Annotated in this window: 20 protein-coding genes and 1 pseudogene; 8 read left to right on the top strand and 13 right to left on the bottom strand. The window is 59.6% G+C overall.

Going from position 1 to position 22,867, the window contains the following annotated elements; translation table 11 throughout:
• Positions 1–23: 23 nt before the first annotated feature.
• Positions 24–1,313, bottom strand: a complete 1,290-nt coding sequence (locus tag ACLK1G_RS00980) for a CitMHS family transporter (protein ID WP_420763683.1) — start codon at positions 1,311–1,313, stop codon at positions 24–26.
• A gap of 259 nt (positions 1,314–1,572) precedes the next feature.
• Between ACLK1G_RS00980 and ACLK1G_RS00975 the strand changes: the two genes are divergently transcribed.
• Complete coding sequence (locus ACLK1G_RS00975; protein WP_420763682.1) at positions 1,573–2,778, top strand: citrate synthase; 1,206 nt, start codon at positions 1,573–1,575, stop codon at positions 2,776–2,778.
• A gap of 41 nt (positions 2,779–2,819) precedes the next feature.
• Here the strand turns inward: ACLK1G_RS00975 and ACLK1G_RS00970 are convergent, their stop codons facing one another.
• The 3 genes from ACLK1G_RS00970 to ACLK1G_RS00960 form a co-directional block, all read right to left on the bottom strand.
• Positions 2,820–4,193, bottom strand: a complete 1,374-nt coding sequence (locus tag ACLK1G_RS00970) for an MmgE/PrpD family protein (RefSeq protein WP_420763681.1) — start codon at positions 4,191–4,193, stop codon at positions 2,820–2,822.
• 75 nt (positions 4,194–4,268) lie between these two features.
• On the bottom strand, positions 4,269–4,577 hold the full coding sequence (locus ACLK1G_RS00965) for a DUF4387 domain-containing protein (protein ID WP_420763680.1): 309 nt from the start codon (positions 4,575–4,577) through the stop codon (positions 4,269–4,271).
• Positions 4,574–5,989, bottom strand: a complete 1,416-nt coding sequence (locus ACLK1G_RS00960) for an acyclic terpene utilization AtuA family protein (protein WP_420763679.1) — start codon at positions 5,987–5,989, stop codon at positions 4,574–4,576. Before ACLK1G_RS00960 ends, ACLK1G_RS00965 begins: the two co-directional genes overlap by 4 nt.
• A 405-nt stretch (positions 5,990–6,394) precedes the next feature.
• Between ACLK1G_RS00960 and ACLK1G_RS00955 the strand changes: the two genes are divergently transcribed.
• The gene (locus tag ACLK1G_RS00955; RefSeq protein ID WP_420763678.1) at positions 6,395–6,748 is read left to right on the top strand and encodes a hypothetical protein; all 354 of its coding nucleotides are present in this window, start codon (positions 6,395–6,397) and stop codon (positions 6,746–6,748) included.
• Positions 6,749–6,767: 19 nt separating this feature from the next.
• On the opposite strand, the gene ACLK1G_RS00950 is transcribed toward ACLK1G_RS00955, so the two are convergent.
• Entirely contained in the window at positions 6,768–7,643 is an 876-nt protein-coding gene (locus ACLK1G_RS00950; RefSeq protein ID WP_420763677.1) for a LysR family transcriptional regulator, read from the bottom strand.
• Positions 7,644–7,760: 117 nt separating this feature from the next.
• Between ACLK1G_RS00950 and ACLK1G_RS00945 the strand changes: the two genes are divergently transcribed.
• The 3 genes from ACLK1G_RS00945 to ACLK1G_RS00935 all read left to right on the top strand — a co-directional run bounded on the left by ACLK1G_RS00945 (position 7,761) and on the right by ACLK1G_RS00935 (position 11,933).
• Positions 7,761–8,630 (top strand): NmrA/HSCARG family protein, encoded by an 870-nt coding sequence (locus ACLK1G_RS00945; RefSeq protein ID WP_420763676.1) that lies wholly within the window; start codon positions 7,761–7,763, stop codon positions 8,628–8,630.
• 113 nt (positions 8,631–8,743) lie between these two features.
• Entirely contained in the window at positions 8,744–10,105 is a 1,362-nt protein-coding gene (gene chrA / locus ACLK1G_RS00940) for a chromate efflux transporter (protein WP_420763675.1), read from the top strand.
• A 271-nt stretch (positions 10,106–10,376) separates the two neighbouring features.
• On the top strand, positions 10,377–11,933 hold the full coding sequence (locus ACLK1G_RS00935) for a TerC family protein (protein WP_420763674.1): 1,557 nt from the start codon (positions 10,377–10,379) through the stop codon (positions 11,931–11,933).
• A 93-nt stretch (positions 11,934–12,026) separates the two neighbouring features.
• Here the strand turns inward: ACLK1G_RS00935 and ACLK1G_RS00930 are convergent, their stop codons facing one another.
• Positions 12,027–12,929: a LysR family transcriptional regulator gene (locus tag ACLK1G_RS00930; protein ID WP_420764030.1), complete on the bottom strand. Its 903-nt coding sequence runs from the start codon at positions 12,927–12,929 to the stop codon at positions 12,027–12,029.
• Between the two features lie 27 nt (positions 12,930–12,956).
• On the bottom strand, positions 12,957–13,529 hold the full coding sequence (locus ACLK1G_RS00925; protein WP_420763673.1) for a TetR/AcrR family transcriptional regulator: 573 nt from the start codon (positions 13,527–13,529) through the stop codon (positions 12,957–12,959).
• Between the two features lie 116 nt (positions 13,530–13,645).
• On the opposite strand from ACLK1G_RS00925, the gene ACLK1G_RS00920 reads away from it, so the two are divergent.
• Positions 13,646–15,082, top strand: a complete 1,437-nt coding sequence (locus ACLK1G_RS00920) for an amidase (protein ID WP_420763672.1) — start codon at positions 13,646–13,648, stop codon at positions 15,080–15,082.
• Between the two features lie 101 nt (positions 15,083–15,183).
• Here the strand turns inward: ACLK1G_RS00920 and ACLK1G_RS00915 are convergent, their stop codons facing one another.
• From ACLK1G_RS00915 to ACLK1G_RS00905, 3 genes are all read right to left on the bottom strand, one after another.
• A complete protein-coding gene (locus ACLK1G_RS00915; RefSeq protein ID WP_420763671.1) occupies positions 15,184–15,591 on the bottom strand; it encodes a VOC family protein in 408 nt (135 codons plus the stop codon).
• A gap of 23 nt (positions 15,592–15,614) precedes the next feature.
• On the bottom strand, positions 15,615–16,040 hold the full coding sequence (locus ACLK1G_RS00910; RefSeq protein WP_420763670.1) for a YciI family protein: 426 nt from the start codon (positions 16,038–16,040) through the stop codon (positions 15,615–15,617).
• A 219-nt stretch (positions 16,041–16,259) separates the two neighbouring features.
• Positions 16,260–16,577, bottom strand: coding sequence for a LysR substrate-binding domain-containing protein (locus ACLK1G_RS00905; RefSeq protein ID WP_420764029.1), 318 nt, complete (start codon positions 16,575–16,577; stop codon positions 16,260–16,262).
• Positions 16,578–16,829: 252 nt separating this feature from the next.
• Between ACLK1G_RS00905 and ACLK1G_RS00900 the strand changes: the two genes are divergently transcribed.
• Positions 16,830–17,777 carry a glycosyltransferase family 2 protein gene (locus tag ACLK1G_RS00900; protein ID WP_420763669.1) on the top strand — a complete coding sequence of 316 codons (948 nt, stop codon included), beginning with the start codon at positions 16,830–16,832 and terminating at the stop codon, positions 17,775–17,777.
• A gap of 10 nt (positions 17,778–17,787) precedes the next feature.
• On the top strand, positions 17,788–18,639 hold the full coding sequence (locus tag ACLK1G_RS00895) for an NAD-dependent epimerase/dehydratase family protein (RefSeq protein ID WP_420763668.1): 852 nt from the start codon (positions 17,788–17,790) through the stop codon (positions 18,637–18,639).
• Here the strand turns inward: ACLK1G_RS00895 and ACLK1G_RS00890 are convergent.
• From ACLK1G_RS00890 to ACLK1G_RS00880, 3 genes and pseudogenes are all read right to left on the bottom strand, one after another.
• On the bottom strand, positions 18,606–20,765 hold the full coding sequence (locus tag ACLK1G_RS00890) for a glycosyltransferase (RefSeq protein ID WP_420763667.1): 2,160 nt from the start codon (positions 20,763–20,765) through the stop codon (positions 18,606–18,608). The genes ACLK1G_RS00895 and ACLK1G_RS00890 overlap by 34 nt on opposite strands.
• On the bottom strand, positions 20,758–21,444 hold the full coding sequence (locus ACLK1G_RS00885) for a 2OG-Fe(II) oxygenase (RefSeq protein WP_420763666.1): 687 nt from the start codon (positions 21,442–21,444) through the stop codon (positions 20,758–20,760). Before ACLK1G_RS00885 ends, ACLK1G_RS00890 begins: the two co-directional genes overlap by 8 nt.
• A pseudogene (locus ACLK1G_RS00880) lies at positions 21,438–22,799 on the bottom strand (polysaccharide pyruvyl transferase family protein); the annotation flags it as partial. The pseudogene ACLK1G_RS00880 and the gene ACLK1G_RS00885, both read right to left, overlap by 7 nt.
• Between the last annotated feature and the right edge of the window lie 68 nt (positions 22,800–22,867).

Here is a 22,867-nt window from a genome sequence, read left to right as displayed (position 1 = left end):
CTTCGGCGCAGCGAACTAATTAATTAATAAATCGCCCGGGTAATAACTGCCGTTACAATCAGGACAACGCTGCTGCCGATCGCCCAGAGCAGGCAATAGCGTTGCATGTCGCCCATGTCGCGCTTGATGATTCCACTGATGAGATAGACCGCTGCAACCAATGGGCTCAATGCATGCACCGGCTGCCCCAGCACCGACGCGCGAGCGATATGCATCGGGTCGATGCCATATTCGGCAGCCGCCGCCCCCAGCACCGGCAAGATACCGAAGAAAAACGCGTCATTGGACAGCAGGAAATTGAGCGGCAAGGCCACCAGCGCAGTAATGATGCTGAAGTATTGGCCACCGCCGTCGGGAATCAGCTGGACGATCTTCCCTGACATGGCATCAACCATCCCGGTGCCGGACAAGATGCCGGTGAACGCACCTGAGGCAAATATCAGCGCGATGACCATCAGCACACTTTCCGAGTGAGCCGCGACTCTAGCCTTCTGCTCCGCCAAGCGTGGATAGTTGATCAGCAGCGCCAGGGAAAAACCCACCATCATCAGCAACGGCAAGGGTGCCAGCCCTGTGGCCATGGAGTACATGAGCCCCGCAGTAAGCACCAGGTTGACCCAGAAGAGTTTCGGCCGATGGGTTTCGGCGTGTACGGTCGGCAAAGCGACCTCCTGCGGTGCGGCGTCCTGGGTGCCGGGCGTCCATCCCAAGCGGCGCCGCTCCTTTCGGCCTATCCAGAACGCCACGGCAAACGCATAGGCAAGCCCCACCAGCATCGCCGGCACCAGCCCCAGGAACATTTCTGCCACATCAAGGTGAAGGGCGCTGGCGGCGCGGGCGATCGGTCCTCCCCAGGGGATGAGATTGACCACGGTGTTCGTCAGCAAAAGCATCAATGCCAGGATCAGCGGGTTCATCCCCAGCCGCAGGTAAAGCGGCAGGAACGCCGTCGTGACGATCAGCACAGTCGTTGCGCCATCGCCGTCGAAGGAGATGACGGTGGCCAGCAACGCAGTGCCCAGTACGACTTTAAGAGGATCATTTCCTACATGGCGCAAGATTTTCCTCACGGCGGGTTCGAAGAGCCCGGCGTCGAACATGATCGCGAAATACAGGATTGCAAACATCAGCATCAACGCGGTGGGCGCAACTTGCTTGACGCCGTTCATCACCATCGCGCCCAGTTCCGGTCCTGCCCCACTGGCCAGCCCGAAGGCAACCGGAATAAGGATGAGTGCCGTCACAGCAGAAAGTCGTTTGCTTATGATCAAGGCCATAAACGTGACGACCATTGCGAAACCTAACCAAGCCATGCGTTTCACCTTTTCGTTTTTATTGTTATCGATGCATCGAAAAATCAATGTGAACAACTCTTGCGCAGCCGAAATCTACATAGGGGCTGAAACGCTGTAAATCTTGATTTTTTTCGTCAACATCCCGGCTTGATCGGGCCTATCCCGCCATCGGTCGTCTAAAAAACACGTGTTGAAATTTATCCACCAATACACATTGACGACCTGACTGCATATCTAATAAACATGTACGACTTCCAATCACCCGAGTGGGCCCGTCATGCCAGAACAAGAAGGCCTTTACCTCTCGGCAGACGAGGCAGCCGCCCTGCTCCGGATCAGCCTGCCGACGTTGTACGCCTACGTCAGTCGCAAGAATATCCGCTCCATCAAAATCGCCGGGACGCCCAAGCGTCGCTATTGGGCAGAGGATATTCAGCGGCTGGTGAAAGTGCCGGCGGCGGAGAAACCCGTGGCGAAGCGCTCATCGCCCTCGGACAGTGCGATTACGCTGATCACCGATGATGGGCTGTTTTATCGTGGCCATGACGTCGTCGAGCTCGCGGACCGGGCCACCGTCGAAGAGGTGGCCGAGTTGATCTGGCAGGTACCTTCGGCGTTCGGCGATTCGCTGCCTCGCACGCCGAAGGACAGCGCCAAGCTGTTGCAGATTTACGAGCACATGTCTGCCCAGGAAAAAGCCATCGCGCTTTTCCCCTTGGTCCAGCGAGAGAATCCCAAAGCGTTCGACCTTTCCCCGGACAGCTACGCCCGTACAGGCGCCGATGTCGTGAGGTGGTTTGCCGCGTTGGTCGTGGGGGCGACCGAACCGAGTACGCAACCCCTGCATGAGTTCATCACCCAGTCGTGCGGCGCCCCGCCGGCCCACGCCGATCTTATCCGGCGCCTGTTGATCCTCAGTATCGACCATGAGCTGGATCACACTACCCACAGCGTCCGCGTCGCCGCCACCACCGGCGCCACTCCGTACTACGCGGTCATCGCTGCACTCGCCGCCGCACGGGGCCATAAAATCGCCTATGGCAGGAATGAAGCCGCCAGTCGGATGATCGAAGAGATTTGTACCGCCGTGGACCCTACGCGACCGATCTTGCAGCGCTACAACCAGGACGGACACATTGTTGGGTTCGGTCCCAATGTCCACTCGATCAACGACCCGCGTGCCAGCAATCTTTTGGCGGCGCTCACGGCTGCCTTTGATGGCGACAGTGAGTTCATCAAGCTGCAAAAAGCCTTCTCGGTGGCCTCGGAGCTCGTGGCGTACCCACCGGAATTCATTCTCATGGTGAGCTTCATCGGCAGGAAACTGGGATTGCGCGGGCAGGAAATTTCATTGGGAGGCGTAGGTCGATCCATCGGCTGGATCGCCCACGCCAACGAGCAATACAACCAACACCACGAGGGCCGCCCTCGCGCTCGCTACACCGGGACGCTGCCAACGGCGACCGATACCGGACGCCGCTGATTAGGGCATCCGTTGGCGATGCCATTGGGGCGCTGGCGACCCTAGGAGGCAACCATCGCCGCAAACAATGTCTCGAACTCGGTTTGATGCTCGAGCCCCGCCACGAACCCAAGCACCGCAGCCTGTGCCGATGCGTCGAGATGAGGCATCGCCATGCGCCGGAACTTGCGCTCGAAGTCGCTATCGGTCATTGGCGTTTCGACCGAACCGGGACCGGTGATCATCTCGCTCACGACCAGCTCGCCGCATTTCAGGGTTACGCAAACACGGTTGGCAAGGTGCCGCGGAAACAGCGCGGTGAGCGCCGGATCTTCGACGACGCTGACTTTCTCCATCAAGGCAATCACTGCGGGGTCGGCGATCTTTTCTGCGGCGTACGAGCCGACCGTGATATCGCCATCGAGCAAGGCCCGGGCGACGTTGTAAGGCAGGCTGTGGTCAGCCGTTTCGCGGGTTTTCGGCAGCCATTTCTCTGGGGTATCGGCGAGTACCCGACGGTTGAATTCAGACGTTTCGATTGAAATGGCGGCAATGTCCTGCACGCCGTCAATCCGCTTGCGGATATCCAGCGCGGCCCAGACGGCCGTGTGCAATTCGCCATTGGTGGGAAACGTCTTGGTCAGCGAGCGCCGTATCGCGTAGTCGCCGTTGCCGGGCGTGCCGAAACGACTGATGTCCAGGTCGAACGGTCCGCTAATCTGTTTGAAGAAGCCCATCTCGCCTTCGAAGATCGGCGACGGCCCGGTCATGCCATGGCGCGCCAGTTGCGCGGCGAAAATCGCGTTGCGAGCGGCATTGGCCGCGGAACAGCCCTTCCAATCGGACAACGACCCGCTGCGCACTTGCCGCATCGCCAAATGCCCGCTCAGGGCGATGTTGATGGCTTGCTCGGTCTGCGCCACGTCCAGCTTCATCAAATTGGAAGCCGCCGCCGCCATCGCGACGTTGATGTAGTTCACGTGGTCCCAGCCACGCTTGTTCAGGCTCGCCACATCCTGCAAGCGCATTTGGATCTCATATGCCAGGACGATGGCCGAGACCAACTCAGCCCCGGATGCGTTTTCGGCTTGCGCCACCGCCAGGCAGGCCGGGATGTTATCGCTCGGATGGCCGGGCTCCAGGCCCATGTAGCCATCGTTGTAGTCCAGGAAACGAACCATCAAGCCGTTGGCGAAAGCTGCGATTTCCGTCGCTGTTCTGAGGTTGGTGCCGAATACGCTGGATGATTGCGCCGTGTTTGCAGCGGCGTAACAGAGGGCAGCCTTGACCGGGTCAGCCCCGTAGGCGCCCAGTATGCATGCCAGGCTGTCGATGAAACGCTGGCGTACCAGTTTGATGATGTCTTCGGGCAGGCGTTGGCTACGAAATTCATGGGCATATTGCGCAAGGCGCATCGCAACGGTCGGGTCCGTCATAGTTACCTCGGGTAAACAGGGGGTCGGTCCTCGTCCATGAGGCGCACAGATCAAGGCTCGAGCGGGCGCCCGACCTCAGTCGACGATCACGTCAAGCAGACGGACGTATTGCTGGCCGGCGTGCATGTCGCGCTCGACCATTCCGCCCTGAGGCGTCGCACGGGGATAGGAGATCTTGACCATTTCCAGATCCGGCACCGGGATGCGCTTGACCCGTTCCGGGTCGGTGCCATAGAGCGTTGCGAATTGAGCCGGCGAGAGTGCCGCGCAATTGGAATAACGTTCGAAATTCTCGCGTCCGTTGAAAAAGATATCGAACGTAACCCAGAACGGCCCCGCTTGTTTGGATCGGACGTGCCGGCATACATCACGCAACTTAGTCATTGTGCAAGTTCCTTCACAGCTATTGTGGTGTCCGACAGATCAATCCACTTCAAACGAACCAATTCAAGAGGATTCTCAAGTTGCACCACGTGATTCAACTTGAACTCGAATATTTGCCCGCGAGGTATATCGGCCGGTGTAAAGGCAAACCCATAGGAAGGCAACTCCTTACCCATCACGCTTGGATAATGGAAGAAGTACGGATTACACGCCTGGGCAATGGTATTGGCCATTTCCTGCGTTGCAGCCGTGGCGACAAACAACATCCCTATTTCCGGTGGCGGTAACGTTCCGGCTGCGGGTTTGACACCGGTCACGCCATTCCACCCGTACATGCGCAGGGAAATATGAAACTCGCCCAACTCTTCGGCGGGAATCGACTGACGTGTTCTCTTATATAGCGCGTCCAGCAAACGGTCATGAAAACCATCGATGTCCTTGAGCACATCGGGGTCCTGAATGCCCACCAGCATGATGGTTTGGTACAAACCGGCGGCAGCGCCTTCCAACTTCATGGTGTAAGGCATCGGCTCCCATTGCGAGCCTTCTACCCGAACAGCGCGCCCATTCAAATCGGTGTACCGCGCCTGGGCCACGTTCAAGATTCCACCGGGCTCCAACAACCGGAACGGGTCACTGTTTTCGTAGAGCATATGGGCCGATACGCTATGGGGCGTGCACTGGTTGTCCAGGCTCAACGGCTCGACTTCGAAGCCGTTCGCGTCAACACTGAGCAGGATCCCCGACCCTAGCGTCGGGTTGACGGCGCATTGCACGCCGCATTCACCGGTCTTGCCGGCATGCCAGGACGGTCCCCATGGCGCGCCTTTCCAAATGGGATAGCAGCCTATGACGGCTGTGTCGGTCGAACGGCCGGCCAATATGATATCGGCGCCCGCGTCCAGCGCGGCGAGGAAGGGTTCAACCCCCAGGGCAGCGACGATGTGCTCACAGGCGTCCACTGTCGCGTCGTCCAACTCGGCGTGGGGCGGCAATGGTTTGATACGACCTTCAGCGTTCAGCTTTTTAATGGTTTGCTTGTCTTGCTCACAATAAATGAGCGCAATCTTTGGTGACACACCCAACGCCCCGGCAATTTCCAAGGCAATATCACGCGTCCAATCAAGATTCAGATCGCCGCCCGCCTGCCCCGAAGTCCCGACAATAATCGGCACGCCGGATTGCGCCTGGGCCTTCATCAGAATAGTCAGGTCGCGCTTGACCGCGCCTCGGTTATTCTTCGATTTGCCAAGGGCAAGATAAGCCGCGCCGCTGTCGGTTGAACCCGCGTCCGTGGCAATTACTTGCGCCCCCGCCGCCAGCCCATAAGCAATTTCTTCTTCTCGTACACCCGCTCCCAATGAACCACAGGGGACAATCACTTTTACACAACCTTCAAATAACTGCTTCATGACACCCTCTTCTTGGCGACTCAGTGCGCCAATAATAGGGGCTGCAATTACGTTGACAAGTGGACAGATTTTGTCCATATAGCCCTGCGAATTAATGCTCTCGGAAGGCTACCGCAAGATAACTTTTAATGATTAATCGTGTTTATCCTGCATAACTAACGAAGAAAAAAATCAAGTACAAATATCTGTTCGAAGGCGCTCGAAGCGCACATGGCAACACGTTCAAAACGGCCTTTTGTCCCACCCGTAGCTCTTCCCAGCCATCGCTTCAAGGGACGGGAAAAAGCGCGACATGACGCCCTCCGTGACGTCAACAATCCGTCACCAAAAACCTTCCTATAAAAACTTTTATATGAAGCGCCATTTTTCCGACAGATGGCACTGATGTCCCATTGCTGAAGATTTGTGAGCGGGCTCATCATCCGCCGCATGATCGCTGTGCGTTCAGGCGCTAAAACCGCGCTGACACAGGACGTAACCAACCGCATCGCTCGCTGGAGCAACATTAGGATGATGACTGTCTATTTTCTTGTCATGAGGATCTGTAGTGGCATGGAAGGCTGTGTGGAAGAGCGAAACCCCGGGCCGACCTATGCATCCAGACAGATGTGTATTGAAAGCGCGCAAGTCATGGCACCGCGCAAAGGCGTGAAATACAAATGCCGCAGCGAGCGGTTATGGGTCTCCGACGAAGTGCAGAGCCCGGGCGGTTACGACGCGGTCGTTTCAACCAAGGTCAAGGAACAGCCCTTACCTTGAGTGGGCGCAAACCGCTCCGTTATCCTTCCAGTGTCAATGACATATCCGGGTAACGGGCGCACAGGAAGTCCACAAACGCGCGAACCTTCGGCGCCGCCAGGCGCCTGGAGGTGTGCAGGACCCACAACTGTCGCTCGGCGCTTGCGACCATCCCCCACTGGACCAACTCGCCGCGGGCCAATTGATTCCAGGCAATCGATTTCGGAAGCAGCGCGGCGCCCCCACCCGCGACCGCGGCGTCGCGAATCATCAGGTAGGAAGAGAACCACAGCTTGGGGATGGGCTCCAGGATCAAGCGCCCATCATCAAGATTCCAGTGGGTCGGCTGGAAATTGGAAGGCACGATACCGGGGACTGGCCTGACCGCTCCGGGTTCAGGCTTGGCCACGCCAGGCGCGGCCACGACCACCAACCGGTCCTTGGCGAAGCAACGTCCGACGAGATTGCTGTCCGGGCTTGGGTTGACTCGGATGGCGACGTCGAATTGTTCCTCGACGAGATCCACCAGGCGGTCCTCCGCCCGCACATCGATCGTCACCTGCGGATAGGCCGCGCAGAAATCCGCGCCAATGCGCCCCATCGTCAATTGGGAAAACAGGACCGGCGCCGCCACCCGCAAGCGTCCGTTAGGCGTCGACACGCCTTCCTGGGTCGCCGTCATGGCTTCGATCACCTCCCCCAGCGGCCCTTCGGTCCGGGCAATCAGCATTTCGCCGGCTTCGGTAAGCTTGAGGCCACGGGCGCTACGCTCGATCAGCCTGACGCCCAGCTGTTCCTCCAATTCGGCGATGCGCCGCGACAAGGTGGCTTTCGACCGGCCGCTGGCGCGGCTTGCCTTGCCCAATCCTTCGTTGGTGGCGACCAGCGCGAAATCAATGAGCGCATTCAGGTTCATGTTGTTCCATTTTTGAAACGAGGTGTTTGCATTCTGGCGCCTTCGGTTTATACCTGCAACGCCCTATCGTCTGGTCACTGCAATGCCATTCCTTGATATCAGCGACAGGAGATTCACATGAGCATCTTGATCACCGGCGCCACGGGCACCATCGGTTCTCTCATCACCACACGACTTGCCGAGAAAGGCGCCGAAGCGAAGGCCCTGGTGCGTCAGCCCGGCAAGCGCGACTTCCCGGTTGGCGTGACGGAAGTCGTTGGCGACCTGACCGACGTAGCCTCGATGCGCGCCGCGCTCGCGTCAGTACGCACGTTGTTTCTACTCAACGCCGTCACGCCGGACGAAGTGACACAGGCCTTGATCACACTCAACCTGGCGCGTGAAGCCGGTATCGAGCGCATCGTCTACCTATCGGTGATACATGCCGACAGGTTCACCAATGTCCCGCATTTCACCGGCAAGCATACGGTGGAGCGCATGCTCGAAAGCCTCGGCATGCCGGCGACCATCCTGCGTCCGGCGTATTTCATGCAGAACGAGCTCATGGTCCGGCAGACCATCCAGGACTATGGCGTATACCCGATGCCGATCGGCTCGGCCGGGGTCTCGATGATCGATGCGCGAGACATCGCCGACATCGCCGTCGCCGAATTGCTGCGACGCGACCGGGCTCCCGCTGCCCTCGAACGGCTCACGCTGGAACTGGTCGGCCCCCGGGCCCTGACTGGCGCAGCCGTGGCGCAAACCTGGGGTTCGGCGTTGGGCCGGGAGGTGGTTTATGGCGGTGACGACGTGGCCGCCTTCGAAACCCAGATGGCGTCGTTCGGCCCTGGCTGGCTGGCCTACGACATGCGCCTGATGATGGCCGGTATCCAGGCGTTCGGCATGCAAGCCGAGGCAGGAACGGTGGAGCGACTCCAAGCCATTCTGGGCCGTCCGTTGCGCAGCTATGAAGACTTCGTTCGCGAGGCCGTCGGCGGCGCTTGAACGACCGCTGCCGGTGGGAGGCGATGACCTTTCACCGGCTTGCGACAAATAGCTTTCAATTTCATATGCAGCCGATACTGTAGCGGCACCCTCATTTTTCCAAGCTATCGCCCATGAACCCCAAGCTTGCCGAATCTGCCCTTGAACATGATCCTGCGAGACTTGAACCGATCAGCTTGCGCGTCGCCTTCTGGTTTTGGCTGAAGCTGGGCTTCATCAGCTTCGGCGGCCCAGCGGGACAGATTTCGATCATGCATCAGGAGTTGGTCGAGCGACGGCGCTGGATCTCCGAGCGACGCTTTCTTCATGCCCTCAACTATTGCATGTTGCTTCCCGGGCCGGAGGCCCAGCAGTTGGCGACCTACATCGGCTGGCTATTGCATCGGTCCTGGGGCGGCGTAATCGCCGGCGCCCTGTTTGTATTGCCCTCTCTTTTCATCCTGATCGTCTTGTCCTGGGTGTACATCGCCTTTGGTGAAGTTCCGGTAGTGGCCGGCCTGTTCTACGGGATCAAGCCAGCAGTGACCGCGATCGTCGTGCAGGCGGCGCATCGAATCGGCTCCAGGGCGTTGAAGAATAATTGGCTGTGGGCCATCGCCGCCGCCTCGTTCACGGCGATCTTCGCTTTCAATGTTCCGTTCCCGCTGATTGTGCTGGGTGCGGCGCTGATCGGTTACATCGGTGGCCGCCTGGCACCAGGAAAATTCCAGGTTGGTGGGCACAGCGCCGCCAACAAGTCATTCGGCCCGGCCCTGATCGATGACGAGACACCCACGCCCGAGCATGCCCGGTTCAGTTGGCCAAGGCTGGCATTGCTGGGATTGATTGGCGCCGTGCTGTGGGCCTTGCCAATGGCCGCCCTGACCGCGCTGTTTGGTTGGGAAGGCACGCTGACCCAGATGAGTTGGTTCTTTACCAAGGCCGCGCTGCTGACCTTCGGTGGTGCGTATGCGGTGCTTCCCTATGTTTACCAAGGCGCGGTCAGCCATTACGGCTGGTTGACTCCGACTCAAATGATCGACGGCCTTGCGCTCGGCGAAACCACCCCCGGGCCGCTGATCATGGTCGTGGCTTTCGTAGGTTTCATCGGGGCGTATGTCTCGCAAGTGTTTGGCGCCGATCAAGTGTTCCTGGCAGGTGCCGTTGCGGCAGCGTTGGTGACGTGGTTCACCTTCCTGCCCTCCTTCCTGTTCATTCTCGCGGGCGGGCCGTTGGTGGAATCGACTCACAACGCGCTCAAGTTCACCGCGCCGCTGACCGCCATCACCGCGGCGGTGGTCGGGGTCATCCTCAACCTGGCGTGTTTCTTTGGTTACCACGTGCTCTGGCCAACCGGGTTCAGCGGCAGCCTCGACTGGCCTTCGGCGTTGATAGCGATCGGGGCGGCGATTGCGTTGTTTCGCTTCAAGCGTGGCGTGATCCAGGTATTGCTCGGCTGTGGGCTTGTTGGCTTGGCCGTGCACTTATTTCGCTAGTTTGACGTTGGCCCGACCCGCCATGAAAATCACACGGTTTGCTGCGCTTCGCCGTTGCTTCGTCAGATCCTGTAATAAATCGTCTCGTGGGAAACGCTGGAAACCATTGTAGGATTTCTTCCCCATTTAACCTCAGGTCTGTATGAAAACCCTTCAGGAACCTCCCAGTCGCCGTTCAACGAACAACCGCCTCTCCCCCGTCGCCGCGCCCTGGGCAGGCTCGTCGCAGCCTCTTGCCCTCGCACTGACCGGTCGAGGGAGCAAATAAACCATGGAATGGATCGTTGATCCCACGGCCTGGCTGGGCCTACTGACGTTGATCGTGCTGGAGCTGGTGCTCGGCATCGATAACCTTGTCTTCATCGCCATCCTGGCCGATAAACTTCCCCCCGAACAACGCGACCGTGCCCGTGTCATCGGCTTGTCCCTGGCATTGCTGATGCGCCTGGGCCTGCTGGCGAGCATTTCGTGGATGGTGACCCTGACCAACCCGCTGTTCGAAATCTTCGGCAAGACGTTCTCGGGCCGAGACTTGATCATGCTGTTCGGCGGTGTGTTCCTGTTGTTCAAGGCAACCATGGAACTGCATGAGCGCCTCGAAGGCCACGTGGCGCAACGCTCCGGCAATGCTGCCTATGCGTTGTTCTGGCCCATCGTCGCGCAGATCGTGGTGCTGGACGCGGTTTTTTCCCTGGATGCGGTGATTACCGCCGTGGGCATGGTGGAGCACCTGTCGGTCATGATGATCGCGGTGATTTTCTCCATCGGCTTGATGATGATCGCGAGCAAGCCGCTGACCCACTTCGTCAACAGTCATCCGACCGTCATCATGCTCTGCCTGGGCTTCCTGATGATGATTGGCTTCAGCCTCACCGCCGAAGGGCTGGGCTTCCACATTCCGAAGGGCTATCTGTACGCCGCGATTGGCTTCTCGATCCTGATCGAATTGTTCAACCAGTTGGCACGCTCGCGGCGCAAGAAAAGCCTGCAGGGTCTGCGGCCGATGCGCGAGCGTACCGCCCACGCGGTGATGCGCTTGCTGGGCGGCCAGAAGCTCGGCCCCGACGAGGTCGGCGAGGAAATAGCCGACATGTTGGCCGGCGAAGAACCCGAACAGGTTTTCCATCGACGGGAACGGGTGATGATCAGTGGCGTGCTGCAATTGGCGGAGCGCCCGATACGCAGCGTGATGACTCATCGCGCGCAGATCGATCACCTTGACCTGGCGAACACTGCGCAAGAAATCCGTACCACACTGATGCATTCGTCGTATTCACGCTTGCCGTTGATCCGCGAAGGTCGCGTGGACGAACCCCTGGGCTTCGTCCACAAGAAAGAGCTGCTTAAGGAAATGCTGGCGGGCAACCCGCCGAATCTGGAAACCATGGCGCGCAAGGCCATCAACCTGCTGGACAGTTTCACGATCCTCAACGCACTGGAACAAATGCGTAAGGAGTCAACCCACATCGCCTTCGTGGTGAACGAGTTCGGTGATTTCGTCGGCCTGTTGACCATGACTGACATTCTCGAGTCCATCGCCGGGGAACTGCCCGATGCCAGTGAAATCGAGGGTCCGAACATCGTTGCCCAGGAGGGAGGTTTTTTGGTCAGCGGCGCCCTGAATCTCAGCCAGGTCCGCGAACATATCGGCTTCCAGGCGAAAGCGACGGAGGACTACCAAACGCTCGCCGGCTTGGTGATGAGCTTGCTGGACCGTCTGCCCATCATCGGCGATAGCCTGCGTTGGGAGCAATGGAGCATGACGGTCGTCGAGGTGGAAGAGCGGCGGGTGACCCGGGTGTTGTTACGCGTCGAGGACCAGGGCTGACCTGATTGTCCGGGACCAGCAGCCGGGGCCGGCGGCCGCGAAGCGCATACCATGGCCGTTCGGTAGCCAGGGCATGCGCTGCAGCGCGGTCGCTCACCCGCTGATGTAACGCTCTAAACGCGCCACCAGGAACGCCCTCAACACCTGGACCGCCGGCGTCAGCGAGGTCCGGTGGGCGCACACCAGTTGCAGCGGCGCGGGCTGGCCATAGTCCGGCGGGAAGATTTCCACCAGGCGCCCGCTGCGGATATCGTCCATCACATCGAGCTTGGATTTGTAGACGACGCCAAGTCCCGACACCCCCCAACGCCTGACGATGTCAGCGTCATCGCTGATGCGGTTGCCCAGCACCTGGACGGTTTCCACTCCCTGCGGCGTCTGGAAACTCCAGCGTTCGAAGGTCTGCTCGCCCATCACATAACGAAGGCAATTATGCCTGCTCAGCTCGCCGGGCGTTTCTGGGCGGCCATGGCGTGCAATGTAGTCGGGAGAGGCACACACCGTCCGTCTGTTGGACGGCGCGAGCGCCAGGGACACGAGACTTGAATCAGCCAACTGGCCATAACGAATGCTCGCGTCCAGGTGTTCGGTAAACAGATCAGCCACCTGGTCGCTGACGCGCAACTGCAACAGGACCTTGGGATGCAACTGCTGGAACTCATCCAGCCATGGCAGAAGCAGGTTGCGGCCGATGTCCGAGGGCATGGACAAGCGCAGCGTCCCGGAAATTTCATCGCGCCCCTGGGCCAGGGCAAGCTCCCCATTTTCCAAGGCCTCCAGCGCTTGCCGCGCGTGGCTCAGGTACCGCTCGCCGTCATCCGACAAACGCAGCCGCCTGGTGGACCGCACGAACAACCTCACCCCCAGGCTGGCCTCGAGTCGTTGCACCGCGACGCTGGCCAATGCCGGAGAGATGTCCAGCAACCGTGCTGCCGCTGAAAAGCTTCCGGCATCCGTCGTGGTCACGAATACCTGGAGATCATCGACTCGAATGATTCTTTTCACGCTGTCATGTCTCTCGGTTTATCCAGCAATTTTTTTCCGAACCATCGTCATGAGGTTTGCGCCGACGTCCTCGATGCTTTTGTTCTGCGCAACGACCTGGGCCCCTTCCATCAGGTACGTGAGCTCCATTGCCACTTCGTCCGGCTCGGGCAGGCCAGCCTCTTCACAGAGCGCGACCAATCGCAAGAACTGACGCTTTTTATGTTCCTCGATCAGAACGCGGGCGGGATTGGCCGGCTCGGGTATTTCCGCCAGCGAATTGGTGAATGGACAGCCCCTGTATGACGACGCCGAAAGGTCGTGGGCGATGAACTCGGCAAACCCGAGAATCTGCGCCTTGGTATCGTCGATGTGTTGCGCCGACAGCGCCTCGAAGACCTCGGCATATTTCTCGACGAGCAGACGTAGCCATTCAAGCACCAGCGCGTCTTTCGAATCGAAATGCCGGTACACCGTCATCTTGGTCGACTTGGCCTTCGCCGCGATGGCATCCACCGTCACCCGACTGATGCCCTCGCTGAAAAACAGCGCCTCGGCAGCATCGAGAATCCTTTCTTTGGGGGCTAACTGGGGAATACGTTCGGGCCGCATGATGCTCTCCGCTTGACATCGATACTCAACGGTATCTTACTATACCGATCAGTATCACTCGATACCGACGAGTAAATCATAACGCTTTTGCCAGGCAATTGGCTCGGAGAAATGTGATGAAAAGCGCTGAATACGCCGAATACGATGCACTGGGCCTGGCTGAGCTGATCGCCAACGGTCACGTCACCCAAGATGAAGTCCGGGCCGCGGCCTTGTCCGCTATCGAACAGCTCAACCCGAAAATCAATGGGCTGGTAGAGGTTTGGGAAACTGAACCCGAGGCTCCGTCCGGGCCGTTCAAGGGCGCGCCATTCCTGGTCAAGGACCTCGGGCTGACCGCCAAAGGGCGTCTGAATGAGCTGGGCAGTCGCTTGGCCACCGGATGCATCGCCGACGAAGACTCCACCCTGATGACGCGCTTGCGCCAAGCGGGACTGGTGACCCTCGGCAGGACCAACACGCCGGAACTGGCGGCCAGCACCACCACCGAAGCCGTATTTCCAGGGCCGACACGCAACCCGTGGGATCTGAGTCGCAGCGCAGGCGGGTCAAGCGGTGGATCGGCCGCTGCTGTAGCCGCCGGCCTCGTACCGGCGGCGCACGCCACCGATGGCGGCGGCTCTATCCGCGTACCCGCCGCCGCCACCGGACTGTTCGGGCTCAAGCCCAGCCGGGGCAGGATTGCGATGGGCCCGGCGGTGGACGAAATATGGGCCGGGCTTGCGGTGCACGGTGTCGTCAGTCGAACCGTGCGTGACAGCGCTGCTTTACTGGATGCCATCGAGGGCGCCGCCATGGGTGATCCCTTTGAGATCGCCAGGCCGCAGCAGCCCTATCTAACCGAATTGAATCGCGTCCCCGGGTCACTGCGCATCGGCCTGCTCCCGCATCCGCTGAACGGCACTCGCTGCACCGAGCCGGTCGCGACAGCCACTCGCCAGGTTGCCGCCCAGCTCGAAGGCCTGGGGCACCGTGTGGAAGAGATCCGCCTGGACATCGGCCTGAGCTGGGACGCCTTCGTTGAAATGAATGCCCGCTTCTGGTCAGCCAACACCGCAGCCTGGATCAATGCCATCGCAGCGGCAACCGGCCGGCCCGTCGATGACAGCACACTGGAGCCCGCCACGCTTTCGCTGCATCGAATGGGCAGTGAACTCACTGCCATCGATCTGCTTGGGGCCATGCATTCAAGGAACCTCGTCACTCGCAGCATGGGCAGCTTTTTCTGCAACTTCGACATCTTGATGAGCCCGACACTGCCAGCGCTGCCTCCTGCCATTGGCCACTATAACGAAGGCCAGGAGTTCCTGGATGGCAGGGGCTGGATGGATCGGGTCTTCAGCCATTCGCCGTTCACCGCATTGGCAAACGTGACGGGGTCCCCTGCCATGTCCATGCCACTGGCGTTCGATCCGCATACCGGCCTGCCAATCGGCATGCAGTTCTCGGCGGGTTTTGGTCGGGAAGACAGGTTGCTGCGTCTGGCGGGACAGCTGGAGGGTGTGTTGCCTTGGGCTGGACGCAAACCCGAGGTTTGGGCTGGGAAGCTTTGACGCGGGGGGCTTACACCACGACGGCTTCAACTTGAAAACATAAAGTCCGCACAGCAAAAACCACTCATTCGAGTGGTTTTTTTGGCTGTACGCGACCCGGTTTATTTCCGCCCTTCGAAATTGACCATCCAGGCCACTCCGAAACGGTCTTCGAACATCGCAAAACGTTCCGCCCAGAAAGTCTGCGCCAATGGCATTTGTACCTGGCCGCCCTCGCTCAAGCCTTTGAAGAGTCGCTCAGCCTCCTGCGCGCTGTCGACGTTGAGGGAAACCGACACGCCCTGCGGCTTGCTGAACGGCTGGCAAGGCGGGCAGTCGGAAGCCATCAGGCTGAAATCGCCGACCGTCAGGCAGGCGTGCATGATCAGGTTTGGGTCCTTGGGCATGCCCACGTCCTCTGGCGCGTCGGCGAAGGACATGGAAAACAGTTCGCCGCCAAGCACCTCCTTGTACAACGCAAAGGCTTCCTTGCAGCGGCCGTCGAAGGTCAGGTACGGAATGATTTTCATGGTGCTTTTCTCCTTTCACCGTTTCATTGTTGACCAGACATCTGAGCCCGCAAGCGATCTTCCTGCTCGCGCAACTCGGGGGTAAAGGACTCGCCAAACTCCTCGGCTTCGAAGATCTGGCGAATCTCGATTTCACTGTCGCTGACCATCGGGTTCGGGCAACGCTTGACCCAGTCGATGGCCTCCTGCAATGAATTGACCTGGAAGATCCAGAAACCGGCGATCAGCTCCCTGGTTTCAGCGAAGGGGCCCTTGGCGACGCTCCGGTCCTTACCGGAAAAGCGCACGCGCACGCCCTGGGCACTGGGATGCAGGCCTTCACCGGCGAGCATCACCCCGGCCTTGACCAACTCTTCGTTGTAAGCGCCCATGGCGGCCAGCAGTTGCGCGCTGGGCATTTCCCCGGCTTCCGACTCCGGGCTGGCCTTGACGATAACCATAAATCGCATGCTCGAATCTCCTTAGAGTAGAGGACTGTTGAGCCGTCCGTGAGAGGGCTCCATGACTAATCGAATGGGGGCAGGCGAAATCGACAAGGTCGCTCGATTATTTTTCAGATGGCTTATGCAGACCGCTGGAGCATCTTCGCCAAGCGCGACGCTTGAACCTGGCAAGGCCCCGGGCCTGGGCCCGGAATTGCCATATGTGCGGCGCATCGCAGCAGATCGTTACTTCTTGATCGCTATCAGCAGGTCGAAAAGCAACTGCGCGACGGGCGACAATGTTCGCCCGCGACGTGATATCAGCCCCAAGGTCCGGCTGATCGCCGGATCCATCAGCGGGCGCGTGAGCAAGGTCGCATGCCCCTGCGCCGGCATGGCCAGCTTGGGCACCACGCCGACGCCGAGCCCTGCTTCCACCAGGCTGACGAGCGCCGGCACGTGCTTGACTTCACAGAACGACCGGGGCCGGACATCGCGATTGGCCAGGGCCTGGTCGATCAGAAAGCGGTTGCCGCTGCCTTGCGCCAGGCTGATGTAGTCCACCTCGGTCAGGTCGTCCCACGTCAGCGATTCACGTTCGGTCAATCGAGACCTCGGCGACTTCCAGAAAAGCACGATCAAGTGGGCGGTGCTGCTTTCGCTTCTGATGACGGGCTTGTCGTTGCTTACCGGGGCGATAAGCCTGTTTACCTGACGGCCCAAGACGAAACTGGTCGAAGTTAATGGAACTGCTATCGTCAATAAAGACCTGAGTAGTTGCGATCTATTTCGTATCCAGGTCTTCATGGAGTGATGATGTCAGAAGCAGTGGAACTGCTCGCTATAGATGAATGGGCCAAGCCATCGCCACACAGCGAGTGTGACGTGATTATCGTCAACTACAATGCCGGCGACCTTTTGCTGGCGAGTGTCAGGTCGGCGTTTGCGGCCGGTGCCTCCAAGGTGATCGTGGTGGACAACGACTCCCACGATGACAGCTTGATGCTGCTTGCGCGAATCGACGCTGCGACCGGCTCGCCTCAGATTGTCCGTAATGCCACCAACCTCGGCTTCGCTGCGGCGTGCAACCAAGGTGCCCGCCTGTCGGAGGCGTCCAATCTGCTTTTCCTGAACCCGGACACCGAGCTCGCCGCCGATGCCATAGACCGCATGCTGCAGGCACTGTGCAGCTCACCGGGGATCGGCATGGTCGGCGGCTTCCTGTGCAATCCGGACGGCAGCGAGCAAGCGGGTGGGCGCAGGGTGTTTCCAACGCCCAGGCGAGCTTTCATGCGGGCCTTCGGCCTTTCGCGGCTCTCGGCCCTTTTCCCATCGGTGCTGTCCGATTTTTTATTGCACAAGGAGCCGCTGCCCCGCGTTCCCGTTGCCGTCGAGGCCATTTCCGGGGCTTGCATGCTGGTCAAGCGCGAAGCGATCGAAAGCGTCGGGCTTTGGGATGAGGATTATTTTCTTCATTGCGAGGTCTTGGATTGGTGCATGCGGTTCCATCAGGCCGGCTGGCGCGTTCTGTTCGTGCCGGATGCCCGGGTGATGCACGTCTTCGGCGGCTGCAGCCGTCACCGTCCCTATTTCGTCGAGTGGCACAAACACCTGGGGTTCCTGCGTTTCTATCGCAAGTTTTTCCGTCGCAAGTACCCAACCGTCCTATGGGTCAGCGTGATCATCGGGGTCTGGCTTCGATTCGGCCTGGTGGTGCTTCGCCACGCGACTAACCGGCTTGGACAAACCTGGAATCCACGGTAAGAGAGCTCAAGTGCGGATAGGACTATTGGGCGGCTCCAGCTTCCTGGGCGAGCGCGCATTGCCGTTGCTGACACAGGCAGGCCACTCGACGACATCATTCACCCGAACCCTGCCAAAGCCTCCCTGCCCCGGTGTGACGTGGCGTAAAGCTGACGACTGGCACGGACTGACGCTGGACACTTTCCTGTCTTTTGCCCCCCTCTGGGTGTTGCCCGATTATCTGGAGCGTCTTGCCAGCACCGGCGTCAAACGTGTCGTTGCCCTGTCCTCCACGAGCCGCTTTGTCAAGCAAGCATCGCCTGACGTTCGGGAGAAGGACGTCGCGCAACGCTTGATAAACGCAGAAGAACAGTTGGAACAGTGGGCGACCGAACGGCGGATCGAATGGGTGGTCCTGCGACCGACCCTGATCTATGGCTTTGGCGCCGACAAGAATATTTCAGAGATAGCGCGCTTCATCCAACGCTTTGGATTTTTCCCGCTCATTGGCGGCGCGACTGGGTTGCGCCAACCGGTGCATGGTGCGGACGTAATCCAGGCGTGCCTGGGCGCCTTGAGCGTGCGGGGGCTGCCCAGTGGCGCCTACAACCTTTCGGGAGGAGAAACGCTGCCTTACCACACGATGGTGGGCCGGATATTCCAGGCCATGGGACGCCCGGCGCGAACATTGCCTCTTCCCGCCGGAGCAGTGAGCCTGGGCGTTTCGATCCTGCGCTGCCTGCCCCGCTACCGACACCTTTCAAGCGCATTGGTGGCGCGGATGAATCAGGACCTGGTGTTTAACCACTCGAATGCCCGTGATCGGCTTGGCTTTGCTCCCAGGGCATTTCATTTGATGGATGAGGACTTGCCTGGGCGATGAACATGGGCCTGCCAAGCGCCCCATTTGCTTTCGTAGTACGCCTGGTTCTTATCCCAAAGGGCTTGGTACTCACCACTGGCGATCAGCTTCCTGAAGGACGCCTGCCCGTAGTGATGAACGAACGCATCTTCGGCACAGACGGTGCGATAGCCCGCCGCCTGCACGCGACGGCTGTAGTCGTCGTCTTCGAACATTCCGATACCGAATGCTTCATCCAGATACCCCACCTCGTCGAGGATGCCTCGGCGAAATGCCACACAGAACATTGCGAGCATCGGGATATCGAACGACTGTCCGGTGTGAGCTCGGGTGTGACGGTCTGCAAACGCCTGCATGTGTTGAATATCGGTGTAGGAAATTTCAATTTTCGCTTCGTTTCCGACCGTGTTCGTGACTGGCCCGACCAAGCCGATGCTCGAATCCCTCAAATGCATGACCAACGGATCCAGCCAGCCGTCAGGCACTACCGTGTCGTTATTGAGCAGCAGCAACACGTCACCGTCGGCTTCGCGCAAGCCCTGATTGTTGGCCGCGGCAAAGCCCCGATTGTCAGGATTGAGGATGACTTTTGTCGTCGGCACCTCTCGACTCAGGCGCTCCAGATACTCCCTCGTGCCGTCCTCCGAGCCGTTGTCGACGACGATGAGCTGGTAGTTGGGCCAGGCGGTATTGCGCAAAATACTGTTTACGCATTGAACCGTCAGGTTGAGGTTGTTGTACGTCACCACGACGATGGAGACTTTTTCGTACAGCTCGACAATAGCCTGTTGCATGCTGTTGTAGCGGTCCTTCCAATCGTTGGCCCGGGCGAGTTCCACACGTCGCTTGAACAGGGCCAGGTCGCGCTCGGCCAAGGCCCGTTCGATCTGCTCGATGAACTCATCGACACCGGTTGCGAAGTACAGCAGGTCTTCATAGAGGCTCATCTCCGCCAGTGGCGTGGAGATCACCGGTTTGCCTGCGCTGATGTACTCATAGAATTTCACCGGATCAACCGCATGCGTCACGTTATAGAGCCTGAAGGGAATCAGGCAGGCATCGAAATGATCCAGGTAAAGCGGCATTTGCGAGTAAGGCTTGCGGCCCAGCAATTGCACATTGGGCTTGTGCTCCAGGCCCGCCATGTCCTCGACGAAAACGTCTCCCACCAGAATGAAATTCCACCCTGGGCGCCTGTCCGCCAACGCCGCTAGCAATGGGTAATCGAGCCATTGGGCCAGGGCGCCGTAGTACCCGATCACCGGGCCACAGAGCCCGCTCAGCACATCGTTGCTAAAACAGTGCTGGCGAAAAAAAGCGAAATCCACGGCATTTCGCACCAGCACGCAACGAGGGTTATGGGCGGACCATTTCTGGTGTAGCAGCGCGGCGGAAACAGTGACGACGTCCGCCTGGGCGATCAAGGTCTTTTCCTCGTCCAGCAGCTGTTCGCCGATGTTCGGGAAACCATCCCAGTCATCCATGCAATCGTAGAGGACGCGCCAGCCACGTTCGGCACGCAGGCTGAGCACCACGGGACTCCAGTAGGCTATATGCACCACTGTGAGCGCGGTCCTGATGTGCATATCGGCAATCAGCGCAGCCAAGGCACCTGATAACGCCTGATGATTTTCAGGTGTCACTGTTTTTTCGTAATACGCCTCTTGCGTCCCTCGTTGCAGTGCGACTTCAAAGACATCGGGCGCCACTGACGTCAACCGATAGGGCTCTCCCTGCTCCGGCACACTGGAGGGGACGATGTAGAAAACCCGATGACCATGGTTCGCAAACTGACTCATCAACTGCTGGGGTCGCTGGAAGCGTGCGGCCCAATCGATGTTGGCGAAGCAGAGAATATCCAGGCGTCCTTGAGTGGCGAAATCCGGTTGCGCCTCAACGTTCGGCAACGGCTCCGGTGCCGCCGGGTAGACGAGTGCGGCGGCGGGTTCGGGAAGTTCCTGCGTTGCTGCGCCAAAACCATAACGCATCACACGGAAAAGCGAGCGCAGTGGCCGGGTGAAACGCCACGAACGGGTGTTTTGCAGGAACTCGACTTTTGCCAAGGCAGTGTCGCGCTCATTGATGGCCGCGTCTCTTTGGGCCAACGCGGCGTCGCGGTCGATCAAGGTTCGGTCGAGCTCAAGCACGTGGGTACCCATGCAGCGGTGTGTTGTCGCCGGGCGGCCACATGGAACTGACTGACCCTGGTCGATAGAACGTAGCCGTCAGGCTACGGCGGGAAGCATGGCAACCGCTCACCACGGGAGTGACCGCATGCCAGGAATTATCCGAGCGCACCAGAACCGCCGAATTGCCCACCAGCGGTTCAATCTCGGCCGCCACGGCAGTGGGATCGTTGCGATGCAGGATGTTCAGGCAACCGCCGTCGTTGCGGTCCCAGGACTCGTTGAAATACAGGATATGGGTGACCAGTTTATCCGGCAGGTCCGGATGGGCCCCGAGGCTCGCACCGGGACCGTAATGAAAAACGTTGACCTCCATGGGCACGGTACGCAGATCGATCCCGGTCATTTCCGACATGGCTTCTCGATAGCCGGCCGAGCCAAGATCCCGCGCCAGCCGCAACCACGCTTCGCTCAGCTCCTGCGGGAAGGCAATCGCGTTGGTGCCCATGCCCACCAGGGCGCGGGCCTCGTAGTCATAGTTTTTTTCGCCACCATATCCGCTCACGGTCTTGAAATGATCGTGGGGAAAGGATGCCGCCAACGCCGCTGCATCCTCGGCCGAATACAGGCCGTCAATTTGCGCCCATGAGTACGGGTGAGCTTTGAGCGCCGCACGCGTGAGACGAGAGATATCTAGCATTGTCTGTTCCTGTTCGCTGTCAGGTTTCTGATACCACGGGCGATGGAACGCAGTGGCGCGGTCATTCGGAACGAATTGGAATTCTGCAGCTCAAGCATCCTGGCGTCACTGAGGGCCAACTGCTGGCTGAGCTGGACTATCCGATGTTGCTGGGCCAGGTCCTGCGCAGCGAGGTCTGGCGCCGGCTCGATGATGCCCGGCTCCGGTACGATGTGGCTTGCCGTCGACTCAACCGCCAACGGTCCATGTCCCTGGACGGCGGCTTCGAGCAGATTGGGCAGGTGCTGCATAAACGCGCCCAACGCAGGTTGGGATGAGGTTTTACCCTGGCGAATGATCGTCGCGACCCGATCCCAGTGCTCGACCAACCGATCCGCCGCCTCTAGCGCCGCCGGCGATGGACGGGTCTTGCCGACGCGCGAAACGAACCATTGCGGGTCGATCGTCCCAGCCTCCGGCAAGGCATGAAGCGAGTCGAACCCCGCCAGTGCCGTGTACTTGCCCGTGGTCAGGTCCGCCGAGCAAAACACCGGGACGCCAAACGCCAGGGCGGTGATCGCCAAGTGGTAGCTATGGCCGATCACCGCTTGCGCCTGGCTGATAATCTCTGCCATCAGCAACGGTTCTGGCCAAACCGCCAAGGTAATGGCCCCGGGCAGGCGCGCGGCAATGACGGACGGATCGTCACCCAACACCGGACCTATCGGCACCACCAGGAACTGATAATCCTGGAACGCCTCGGGTTGGTCTTCGAACAGTTTTACGAAGGACTCCACCACGTGGATGGCGTGGATCACGATATAGGGCCCCGTCAGCCCAGCGCTCTCGCGCAGGCGAATGAACTCAGCGCAGGGCTGCTGCTCGTCGATCAAGCGGGGCAAGCCGAACGCGGTATCGGGCAGCACCTCGATCTCGGCGCGCTGGGTGAGCGCGCCAAGGGTGTCGCGCGTCAGTGCATCACGAACCCTCACGTACTGGCTTTGCTCCAGGGCCATCGTCAACAATGGCCTGGCCCAATCGGGGATACCGTTGCAGTGCATCCCGGGGGCGTTCCAGATCACCGGAATCGCGTGCTGCAGCGCGATCAGCGCAGGCGTCAGCCAATAGCCGGTCGGGTGATGAATATCGGGCGTTGTCGGACCATAGCCGTGGGCAACGACTTTATCGAATCGAATCAGGAAACCGCCGCCGATCAAGACGCCATCCAGGCGGGCCGCGACATGGGGAAGCTCCGTCAGCGACGTTACCGCATAGGGCCACTCAGGTGGTTTTTTTTCATGGTAGGAAAACCGATGCAGCTCGACTCGACCCAAGCGCCGGGCCAACTCCGCCTCGGCAATGATCGGAAACAGCAGGTCGCCGTAATTCTCGACATCAAAAGTGCCACATATAGCAACCTGCCATGTGTGCTCGTCCGGGTGTT

The organism is Pseudomonas algeriensis (genome assembly GCF_048847255.1).
In the GTDB taxonomy this organism is placed as follows: domain Bacteria; phylum Pseudomonadota; class Gammaproteobacteria; order Pseudomonadales; family Pseudomonadaceae; genus Aquipseudomonas.
The sequence above is the reverse complement of the archived record's forward strand: the minus strand, read 5'-3'. Positions and strand labels throughout refer to the sequence as shown.

Excerpts from the sequence above, each read along its gene's own strand:
- ACLK1G_RS00900 (WP_420763669.1), top strand. The coding sequence starts at position 16,830 with ATGTCAGAAGCAGTGGAACTGCTCGCTATAGATGAATGGGCCAAGCCA.
- ACLK1G_RS00945 (WP_420763676.1), top strand. The coding sequence starts at position 7,761 with ATGAGCATCTTGATCACCGGCGCCACGGGCACCATCGGTTCTCTCATC.
- ACLK1G_RS00920 (WP_420763672.1), top strand. The coding sequence starts at position 13,646 with ATGAAAAGCGCTGAATACGCCGAATACGATGCACTGGGCCTGGCTGAG.
- ACLK1G_RS00960 (WP_420763679.1), bottom strand. The coding sequence starts at position 5,989 with ATGAAGCAGTTATTTGAAGGTTGTGTAAAAGTGATTGTCCCCTGTGGT.
- ACLK1G_RS00970 (WP_420763681.1), bottom strand. The coding sequence starts at position 4,193 with ATGACGGACCCGACCGTTGCGATGCGCCTTGCGCAATATGCCCATGAA.
- ACLK1G_RS00980 (WP_420763683.1), bottom strand. The coding sequence starts at position 1,313 with ATGGCTTGGTTAGGTTTCGCAATGGTCGTCACGTTTATGGCCTTGATC.
- ACLK1G_RS00975 (WP_420763682.1), top strand. The coding sequence starts at position 1,573 with ATGCCAGAACAAGAAGGCCTTTACCTCTCGGCAGACGAGGCAGCCGCC.
- ACLK1G_RS00915 (WP_420763671.1), bottom strand. The coding sequence starts at position 15,591 with ATGAAAATCATTCCGTACCTGACCTTCGACGGCCGCTGCAAGGAAGCC.
- ACLK1G_RS00935 (WP_420763674.1), top strand. The coding sequence starts at position 10,377 with ATGGAATGGATCGTTGATCCCACGGCCTGGCTGGGCCTACTGACGTTG.
- ACLK1G_RS00910 (WP_420763670.1), bottom strand. The coding sequence starts at position 16,040 with ATGCGATTTATGGTTATCGTCAAGGCCAGCCCGGAGTCGGAAGCCGGG.
- ACLK1G_RS00965 (WP_420763680.1), bottom strand. The coding sequence starts at position 4,577 with ATGACTAAGTTGCGTGATGTATGCCGGCACGTCCGATCCAAACAAGCG.
- ACLK1G_RS00925 (WP_420763673.1), bottom strand. The coding sequence starts at position 13,529 with ATGCGGCCCGAACGTATTCCCCAGTTAGCCCCCAAAGAAAGGATTCTC.
- ACLK1G_RS00885 (WP_420763666.1), bottom strand. The coding sequence starts at position 21,444 with ATGCTAGATATCTCTCGTCTCACGCGTGCGGCGCTCAAAGCTCACCCG.
- chrA (WP_420763675.1), top strand. The coding sequence starts at position 8,744 with ATGAACCCCAAGCTTGCCGAATCTGCCCTTGAACATGATCCTGCGAGA.
- ACLK1G_RS00950 (WP_420763677.1), bottom strand. The coding sequence starts at position 7,643 with ATGAACCTGAATGCGCTCATTGATTTCGCGCTGGTCGCCACCAACGAA.